The sequence below is a fragment of the Streptomyces sp. KLMMK genome (assembly GCF_036961605.1).
Lineage (GTDB): Bacteria > Actinomycetota > Actinomycetes > Streptomycetales > Streptomycetaceae > Streptomyces > Streptomyces telluris.
The window spans coordinates 1-7941 of the sequence record NZ_JBAMDC010000305.1 but is presented as its reverse complement, the minus strand read 5'-3'; the positions used below and the strand labels follow the sequence as shown (position 1 = coordinate 7941).

8 protein-coding genes are annotated in these 7941 nt (G+C 72.7%); 3 read left to right on the top strand and 5 right to left on the bottom strand.

The features are described 5' to 3' along the window. Positions 1 to 1146 (top strand): PQQ-binding-like beta-propeller repeat protein (locus V7793_RS29055; protein ID WP_336011890.1); only part of this gene is annotated, 1146 nt, incomplete at its 5' end. A 96-nt stretch (positions 1147 to 1242) separates the two neighbouring features. Here V7793_RS29055 and V7793_RS29050 read toward each other — a convergent pair. Genes V7793_RS29050 through V7793_RS29040 form a run of 3 tightly spaced genes read right to left on the bottom strand, consistent with a single transcriptional unit; the run spans position 1243 to position 3837 of the window. Continuing rightward, on the bottom strand, positions 1243 to 2085 hold the full coding sequence (locus V7793_RS29050; RefSeq protein WP_336011888.1) for an enoyl-CoA hydratase/isomerase family protein: 843 nt from the start codon (positions 2083 to 2085) through the stop codon (positions 1243 to 1245). Then, on the bottom strand, positions 2082 to 2546 hold the full coding sequence (locus V7793_RS29045; protein ID WP_336011885.1) for a Zn-ribbon domain-containing OB-fold protein: 465 nt from the start codon (positions 2544 to 2546) through the stop codon (positions 2082 to 2084). The genes V7793_RS29050 and V7793_RS29045 overlap by 4 nt, the downstream gene beginning before the upstream one ends. A 4-nt stretch (positions 2547 to 2550) precedes the next feature. Then, positions 2551 to 3837, bottom strand: coding sequence for a lipid-transfer protein (locus V7793_RS29040; protein WP_336011883.1), 1287 nt, complete (start codon positions 3835 to 3837; stop codon positions 2551 to 2553). 135 nt (positions 3838 to 3972) lie between these two features. Here V7793_RS29040 and V7793_RS29035 point away from each other — a divergent pair, with 135 nt between their 5' ends. Both V7793_RS29035 and V7793_RS29030 read left to right on the top strand, forming a co-directional pair. Further along, on the top strand, positions 3973 to 5709 hold the full coding sequence (locus tag V7793_RS29035; protein ID WP_336011879.1) for an AMP-binding protein: 1737 nt from the start codon (positions 3973 to 3975) through the stop codon (positions 5707 to 5709). Positions 5710 to 5832: 123 nt separating this feature from the next. After that, positions 5833 to 6267: a pyridoxamine 5'-phosphate oxidase family protein gene (locus V7793_RS29030; protein ID WP_256791810.1), complete on the top strand. Its 435-nt coding sequence runs from the start codon at positions 5833 to 5835 to the stop codon at positions 6265 to 6267. A gap of 39 nt (positions 6268 to 6306) precedes the next feature. Here the strand turns inward: V7793_RS29030 and V7793_RS29025 are convergent, their stop codons facing one another. Next, complete coding sequence (locus V7793_RS29025) at positions 6307 to 6663, bottom strand: hypothetical protein (protein WP_336011876.1); 357 nt, start codon at positions 6661 to 6663, stop codon at positions 6307 to 6309. A gap of 649 nt (positions 6664 to 7312) precedes the next feature. After that, a complete protein-coding gene (locus tag V7793_RS29020; protein ID WP_336011873.1) occupies positions 7313 to 7552 on the bottom strand; it encodes a hypothetical protein in 240 nt (79 codons plus the stop codon). Positions 7553 to 7941 lie beyond the last annotated feature (389 nt).

Here is a 7941-nt window from a genome sequence, read left to right as displayed (position 1 = left end):
GCACCCGGTGACCAGGGGCGTTGGCGGCCCTGGCGGTTCCGCATGTCCAACGACGTCTGGGGCACGCCCACGGTGGCCGGCGAGCTGCTGTACGTCACCTCGTTCGAGGTGCACGCCCTCGATGTGGCCACCGGGCGGCGGCAGTTCAAGACCCGGGACGTGGCCTGGGCCATGGCCGTCACCGACGGCCGCATCCACGCCTCCGACGGCCCCACCCTCTACGCCCTCGACGCCTCCGACGGCTCGGAGCGCTGGCGGCTCGCCACCGACGGCTGGGTCTACTCCCTGCGGGCCGACCGCGGCACGGTCGTCACGGGCACCCGCGGCGGCGGCGTCCAGGCCTGGGAAGCCGCCAACGGCGAGCTGTTGTGGGAGATGGGCGGCGCCCAGACCGACTTCGAGACGCCCGACTGCGGCCCCCTCGTCCACGACGGCACCGTCTACGTGTGGGCCGACGCCCGCCTGCGTGCCCTGGAGGCCCGCACCGGCGCCGAGCGCTGGTCGTACCCCGTGGGCGACACCGCCTCCTGCGGCGGCGTGCCCGTCCGGCTCCTGAACGGCCCCGACGGCGTGGTGTACGTCGCCGCCGGTACGCGCGTGCTCGCCATCGACGTGGCCCGCGGCGACGTGCGCTGGCGCTTCGAGGCGCCCGCCGTCTTCCTCAGCCCGCCGGCCTTCGCCCCCGGCCCCGCGGTCACCGGAGGCGGCGTCTACATCGCCGACTACCTGGGCACCGTCTACGCCCTGGACGCGGCCACCGGCCGTGACCGCTGGCGCATCGCCACGGAAGCCCGGCAGTCCACGGAGCCGGTGCTGGTGGCGGCCGGCTCCGTCCACCTGGGCAGCGGAGGGGCGCTCTACACCCTGGACGCGGTCACCGGCACGCCCAAGTGGCGGTTCGCCGCGGGCGGCGACGTGGTGGGCGCTCCCGTCGTCGCCGACGGCCGCATCCACTTCGGCTCCGCCGACCACTGCCTGTACACGGTGGACGCGGCGGGCGGGCAGCTGCGCTGGAAGCTCGCCACGGGTGGGGAGATCACGGGCTCGCCGGTGGTGGCGGGCGGCGTGGTGTACGCGTGCAGCAAGGACCGCTGCGTGTACGCGCTGGACGCGGCGAAGGGGACGGGCATGTCCTCGCGGCGGTGAGGACCTCCCCTTCACGGGGGATGGTGCTTCCCGCCTCACGGGGATGGTGATTCCCGCGTGGCCCCCTCGTGCGGCGGTGACTCCCGCGCCGGCGGTTCAGCGCAGGCGGTGGCCCCGCTCGCGTGAGGCGAAGAGCCGTGCCTGCCGCTCCGGCGGCAGGCTGCCGAGGGAGATCAGGTGCGGGGCCAGCGAGAGCGCGCGCTCCAGCGCGGCCTCCTTCGCCGCCCACAAGGCCCGCACCGTGCCCTGCACCGCTTCCGGCTGGCAGGCGGCGATGACGGCGGCGGCGCGCAGGGCGGCGTCGACGGCTCCCCCGGGTGCGGTCAGCTCGGAGACCAGGCCGATCTCGTACGCCCGCCGCGCGGAGAGCCGCTCGGCGGTGCCCATCAGGGCCAGGCGGGCGGCCTCGCCGAAGGGCATGCGCTGCGCCATGTGGATCGCCTCGTATGCGCTGACCATGCCGTAGGTCGTGTGCGGGTCGAAGAACGTGGCGTTCTCGGCGGCCACGATGAACTCCGCCTCGCCGAGCAGGTAGAACGCCCCGCCGCACGCCATTCCGCCGACCGCCGCCACGACAGGCTTCCACAGGTCGCACGACTTGGGGCCGACGGTGCGCAGGGGGTCGTCCAGGGAGTAGGGCGAGCCCGGCTGGGGGACGGTGGCGGAGCGGTCGATGCCGGTGCAGAAGGCCCGGTCCCCGGATCCGGTCAGTACGACGGCCCGGACGTCGTCGTCGAAGCGGAACCGGCGCCAGACGGCGGTGAGTTCGGTGGCTGCCGCCAGGTCGATGGCGTTGTGGCGTGCGGGCCGGTCGAGGGTGACGAGGGCGACGCCGTCCGCGCGTACCTCCGTACGGACGCCGCCGCCCGCCTCCACAGGGGTCTCTGCGCCGGCCGCTGCGCTGCCGCTCGGGCCGTCGCTCGGGCCGTCGCCGTTCATGACGCCTCCAGTAGCCACCGCGGAACGACGACGCCGCCGGCGAGCCGTGCGAAGGCCACGCGCACGGGCGCGCCGATGCACAGGAGGGCGGGGTCGACGGAGTCGATGTCCGCATCGGGCGCCGCCACGAGGTTGCCGGGAATGCGCAGGTGCGGGGCGTCGGCCAGTTCCACGAGCACGACGTTGTACGGGGCCCGCGCGGCGTAGGCGGGCAGGAGCGGCGGGTGGGGCAGGACGTACGACCAGATGCTGCCGCGGCCGGTCATGCGTCGCCATGCGCTGTCGAAGGACCCGCAGTGCGGGCAGCACGGGCGGGGCGGGAACCGCAGCTCACCGCAGCCGGCGCAGGACTGCATGCGCAGTTCGCCGCGGGCCGCGAACTCCCAGAAGGGCGCGCCGTCGTCGTCGGGCTCGGGCGCCAGCAGGCCGTTGTCAGTGGTGCCCCTCATCATGGAGGACATGAGGTCAACTCCTCAGCAGCAGAGCCGAAGTGGGCACGCCCTCGCCCGCCGTGACCAGGCAGGTCGCGGCGCCGGGCACCTGTGCGGTCGAGGTGCCGCGCAGCTGGCGGACGCCTTCGGTGATGAGGTTGAAGCCGTGGACGTAGGCCTCGCTGAGCCCGCCGCCGCCGGTGTTCACCGGGAGCCTGCCGCCGAGTTCGAGGGCGCCGTCCTCGGTGAAGGCGGCTCCCTCGCCGCGGCCGCAGAAGCCGTAGCCTTCGAGGGAGAGCGGGATGAGCGGGGTGAAGGCGTCGTAGATCTGGGCGACGTCGACGTCGTCCGGGCCGAAGTCGGCCGTCTTCCACAGCTGCCGGGCGGCGGTCCAGGAAGGGCCGGTCAGCGGGTCGTCGTTCCAGTAGTTGACCATGCCGTGGTGCTGGGCCGGCAGCCCCTGGGCGGCGGCGTGCACGTAGACGGGGGAGCAGCGGCAGTCGCGGGCGCGGTCGGCGGAGACGACGACGCAGGCGAGGGCGCCGTCCGTCTCCAGGCAATTGTCGAAGAGGCAGAGCGGCTCGCTGATCCAGCGGGAGGTCATATAGGTCTCCCGGGTCAGCGGGCGCCCGTGCATGATCGCGGCCGGGTTCCGGCCGGCGTGGTTGCGGCAGGCCAGGGCGACGTTGAAGAAGTGGTCGCGGGTGGCGCCGTACTCGTGCATGTAGCGGCGCGCGAGCATGGCGATCTCGTCGACCGGGCGCAGGAGGCCGTACGGGCGGGTCCACTGCGCCGGGGTGGGCAGCTGCCTGCGGGTGTCGGTCCACGGGCGCGGGCCGGAGCCGCGCTTGCGGGAGCGCCAGGCCACGCCGACGGACGCCTGCCCGGTGGCGATCGCCGTGGCGAGGTGGGCGACGGTCGCGCAGGAGGCGCCGCCGCCGAAGCCGGTCCTGGCGAAGAAGGTCACGTCGCCCGCGCCGACGGCCTTGGCGATCTCGACCTCGTCGGTCTCCTCCATGGTGTAGGAGGCGAAGGCGTCGACCTGGGAAGGGGGGATGCCCGCGTCGTCGAGCGCGGCGAGGATCGCGCGGCAGGCCAGGGTCTTTTCTGAAGCATCGAGCCGGCGGGCGAAGGGGGTCTGTCCTATGCCGACGATCGCGGTGGCGTCCTTGAGCGCCGTGGACGCCGTGGACGCCGTGGACGCGGTGGGTGCCGTGGGCGCCGTGGACGGGTCGGGGGCAGTGGGTGTCAGGGGCGCCCTCGGCGCCGTGGTGGTCGTGTGCGCCGTCGGTGCTGCCGGTGTCGTACGTCTCGCGGCCATCGTCCCCTCCGTCGCGTTCGTGCTCCGGTTGCTCCCCCTGCCACCGCTGCTGCCCCTGCTGACAGCGCGGAAGGCTATCGCTAATCTGACGAACAGTCAGCAGTGGGCGGGCCGGGGCGGCGGGAAGGGCACGCGATGCGCGGAGACCTGGAGTTCATGTCCATACCCCGGCTGGTCCGTACGGCTGCGGCGCGCCACGGCGACCGCGAGGCGGTGGTCGAGGGCCGGACCAGGATCGGCTACGAGCAGCTCGCCGCCCGGATCGAGCGGGCCGCCGCCGGCTGCCTCGCGGCGGGCGTCGAGACCGGCGACCGCGTGGCCGTCTGGGCGCCGAATACGCTCGACTGGATCGTCTCCGCCCTGGGGGCCGTCACGGCCGGTGCGGTTCTCGTCCCGGTCAACACCCGGCTCAGGGGCGCCGAGGCGGTGCAGGTGCTCGCGCGCACCCGGGCGAGGCTGCTCTTCGTCACCGGCACGTTCCTCGGCACCTCCTACGTCGCCGCCCTGCGCCGCGCAGCAGGCGCTGCGCACGGTGCCGGGAGGGGGGCCGGGGCCGGCCCCGGCGTCGGCCTCGGTGACGCAGGCGGAGATGCAGGCGGAGGTGCAGGCGGCACCGGCGGAAGGCGTGGCAAGGGCCGTGGTCGTCGCGCGGACGTTCCCCTGCCCGGGCTGCCGCACCTGCAAGAGGTCGTGGTGCTGGCCGAGGACGCGCCGTCCGGCTTCCGGACGTGGAAGGAGTTCCTCGCGGCGGGCGACGCGGTGCCGGCCTGGGCCGTACGGGCGCGGGCGAACGCCGTCGGCCCCGGCGCGCCGTCGGACATCGTCTTCACCTCCGGCACCACGGGCGAGCCCAAGGGCGTGGTGGTCACCCATGCCCAGAGCCTGCGCACCTTCGCGGCCTGGAGCGATCTGGCCGGGCTGCGGAGAGGGGACCGCTATCTGATCGTCAACCCCTTCTCGCACACCTTCGGCTACAAGGCCGGCGTCCTCGCCTGCCTGATGCGCGGCGCGGTGATGGTGCCGCAGGCCGTCTTCGCCGTGGACGCGGTCCTGGCCCACCTCACGGCGGAGCGCATCACGGTGCTGCCCGGTCCGCCCACCCTCCTCCAGGCGCTGCTGGACCACCCGGCCTGCACCGCCGGCGGGCTGTCCTCGCTGCGGCTGGTGGTGACGGGAGCGGCGGACGTCGATCCGCGGCTGGTCGAGCGGCTGCGGGACGAGGCCGGCATCCCCACGGTGCTGACGGCCTACGGGATGAGCGAGGCCACCGGCGTCGTCACGATGTGCCGCCGCGACGACCGCGCGGAGGTCGTCGCGGCCACCTCCGGGCGGGCCCTGCCGGACACCGAGGTCAAGGTGGTGGGGGCCGACGGGAAGGCGCTGCCGCCGGGGCGGCCGGGCGAGGTCCTCGTGCGCGGGTACCAGGTGATGAAGGGCTATTTCGAGGACCCGCGCGCCACGGCGGAGACGGTCGACGTGGACGGCTGGCTGCACACCGGCGACATCGGGGTGCTGGACGGCGAGGGCAATCTGCGGATCACGGACCGGATCAAGGACATGTTCGTGGCCGGTGGCTTCAACGTCTATCCGGCGGAGGTGGAGCGGACGCTGGCCGGGCACCCGGGCATCGCCGAGGCCGCGGTCGTCGGCGTGCCGGACCAGCGGCTCGGCGAGGTCGGCAAGGCCTACGTGGTCCGCAGGGGCGGCGGGCCGGCCGTGTCGGCCGAGGAGCTGATCGACTGGGCGCGGCACGAGATGGCCGCGTACAAGGTGCCGCGGGAGGTGGAGTTCGTTCCCGTGCTGCCGCGCAACGCCTCCGGCAAGGTGCTCAAGCGCGGATTGCGGCAAGCAGGCGGAATGACGGCCGGATAACGGGGGAACGGCGGCGCGGCCAGCGGCGCTGAGCGGACCGGAAGACCAGGATGCGATCCGGAAAACCCAGCAGGGCTCTCCCCGGGTCCCTGAATCCGCACGACCGTGAACGAGGTGGATGCGATGCCGCTGTCCGTTGAAGAGCGTGAGAAATTCCTGGTCGGCCCGCACGTTGCGGCGCTTGCCGTCGATTCCGGCGAGGAAGGGCGCGGCCCGGTGAACGTGCCCGTCTGGTACGTCTACCGTCCGGGCGGTGAGGTCGTACTCGTCACCGGCCGCGCCTCCCGTAAAACACAGCTCATTGCCGATGCCGGGCGATTCACGCTCTTGGTGGACCAGACGTCTCCGACGTACCGGTATGTCTCCGTCGAGGGCGAGCTCGTGTCGGTCGAAACGGCGACGAAAGAGCTGGCAAGGGAGATCGCTGCCCGTTACCTGCCGACGGAGTCGGCGGTGGAGGCGCACGTCGAGAGGATCATGGCCGACCCGGAAGCGGTCGTGGCGATCAGGATGCGGCCGCGGCACTGGCTCTCGGCCGACCTGGGTGGCGCGAGCTGAGCTGCAGCGCTGCTACCGCTGCCGCTGCAGCAGCCGTCCTCAGCGGGACGCGCCGGCGGCGCCGAGCCCGGGCACCAGGGTGGTGTGGTCGTCGGACCCGCCCGTGGTGTGGTCGTCGGAGCCACCGGTGGTGTGGTCGTCGGAGCCGCCCGTGGTGTGGTCGTCGGAGCCACCGGTGGTGTGGTCGTCGGAGCCGCCCGTGGTGTGGTCGTCACCCGGGGCGGCCGCGCCGCCGCCGAGCGAGTGCGCGAGCTGTACGGAGGCGGACGGGGCGCCCTTGGTGCTGTGGTCGTCGGTGCTCGCGGCGGCCGCGGGGCCGGCCGTGGCCAGTGCTCCGGCGGCGGCCAGGGCGGCTATGAGGAGAGCTTTCTTCGTGCGCGTGCTGGTGGCGTTCATTTCCGACCTCTCTGATTCGGGGGGTGTAATGCGGTGGTGGTGCGCATGCCAGCGAACGTAGCGGGTGAGGACGGCCGCGTCCGCGGTTCGGACGGAAGTGTGTGAACTCCGGTCCGCTTGTTTGCAGTTAGGCGCCATGGGCGCATGACCGCAGGGGCCGGCGTCGACGGCTTCCCCTCCGCGCTGCCGACGCCGGCCCCTGACAGTCCCCCGTTGGTGCTTCCGTGTTCAGTTGTTGTGCGTGTTCCCCCGTAAAACCTTCTTCAGTTGTTGTGCGTCCCCCGTGCTGTTCCCCCGTGGTGTTGCCTGTGCTTTCCCCCGTTGCGATGGCGCCTTTCTTCCCGTCCGACACCCCCCGTTCCGCTCATGCGCCGGACGACCCCCGTTGAATCCCCCGGGGAAATCCGCCGTCGGATCTCCCCGTCGTGCATTCCCCCGTGCTTTCCCCCGTCGTACGTTCCCCCGTACGGCTCCCCCGTCGTACGTCCCCCGTACGTTTCCCCCGTCGTGCGTCTTCCCCGGGTACGTTCCCTGCGGTACTTCCTCCCCGGAACGTCCCCGTGCGGTGCTCTCCCCCTGAGGCCCCCCGGCCGGAGGGTTCCTGGCCGCCGATGTCTTCGGTCAGAAACCCCCCGTACCGGGAGCCCGATCAGATGAGCCCGGTTTTGGGCTTGTCCCCCGTGGCGTGGTCGTCCATGGCGACCCGGTCCTCCGTCGGGAGGGGTTTCTTCTTCACGGCGTTCTTGTCCTTCATGACGATCGGCTCACCGATGGTGGCGTGGTCGTCCGGCGGAGGCGCGAACTGCTGCCCTGCCGCGAACGTCCCGCCGGTGGCGTGGTCGTCCTGCGGTGTGGCCACGCCTGGCGTGAGCTTCCGCTCGTCGCTCATAGCGATCAACTCCGATGGGTCGGTGCGAGTCGTTTGGCGTGAGGGGTTGGTGCTGGGATGCAGAACCCGCCCGGCGACTCCCCCGATGGCCGCCGGACGGGGACTGGGGCTGATCACCCCTGAGGTGAGGCCTCACCTACGACCCGTCTGCCCCCCGACGCGACGGATCGACATGACTCAGACTGCCGTGTCGCGATAAACGATCGATGAACGGGCACGTGACAGCGTTTTTCGGGGCCGTCCGGCCCTTGTGGACCGCTCCCGGAGGGGGGTTCGAAGCACCGTCCAGAGCTTCGAATCTTCGCTTCCGCTCGGTGTGCCGGTCGCACTTATCTATGCGCTACCCCGGAGCGCGGAGTTCCACCCTCGCCGAACAGACCTCCTGCGCC

What these genes read in the sequence shown, in the direction of transcription:
- V7793_RS29050 (WP_336011888.1), bottom strand. Translation starts at nt 2,085, where the DNA reads ATGAACGGCGACGGCCCGAGCGACGGCCCGAGCGGCAGCGCAGCGGCC.
- V7793_RS29045 (WP_336011885.1), bottom strand. Translation starts at nt 2,546, where the DNA reads ATGTCCTCCATGATGAGGGGCACCACTGACAACGGCCTGCTGGCGCCC.
- V7793_RS29040 (WP_336011883.1), bottom strand. Translation starts at nt 3,837, where the DNA reads ATGGCCGCGAGACGTACGACACCGGCAGCACCGACGGCGCACACGACC.
- V7793_RS29035 (WP_336011879.1), top strand. Translation starts at nt 3,973, where the DNA reads ATGCGCGGAGACCTGGAGTTCATGTCCATACCCCGGCTGGTCCGTACG.
- V7793_RS29030 (WP_256791810.1), top strand. Translation starts at nt 5,833, where the DNA reads ATGCCGCTGTCCGTTGAAGAGCGTGAGAAATTCCTGGTCGGCCCGCAC.
- V7793_RS29025 (WP_336011876.1), bottom strand. Translation starts at nt 6,663, where the DNA reads ATGAACGCCACCAGCACGCGCACGAAGAAAGCTCTCCTCATAGCCGCC.
- V7793_RS29020 (WP_336011873.1), bottom strand. Translation starts at nt 7,552, where the DNA reads ATGAGCGACGAGCGGAAGCTCACGCCAGGCGTGGCCACACCGCAGGAC.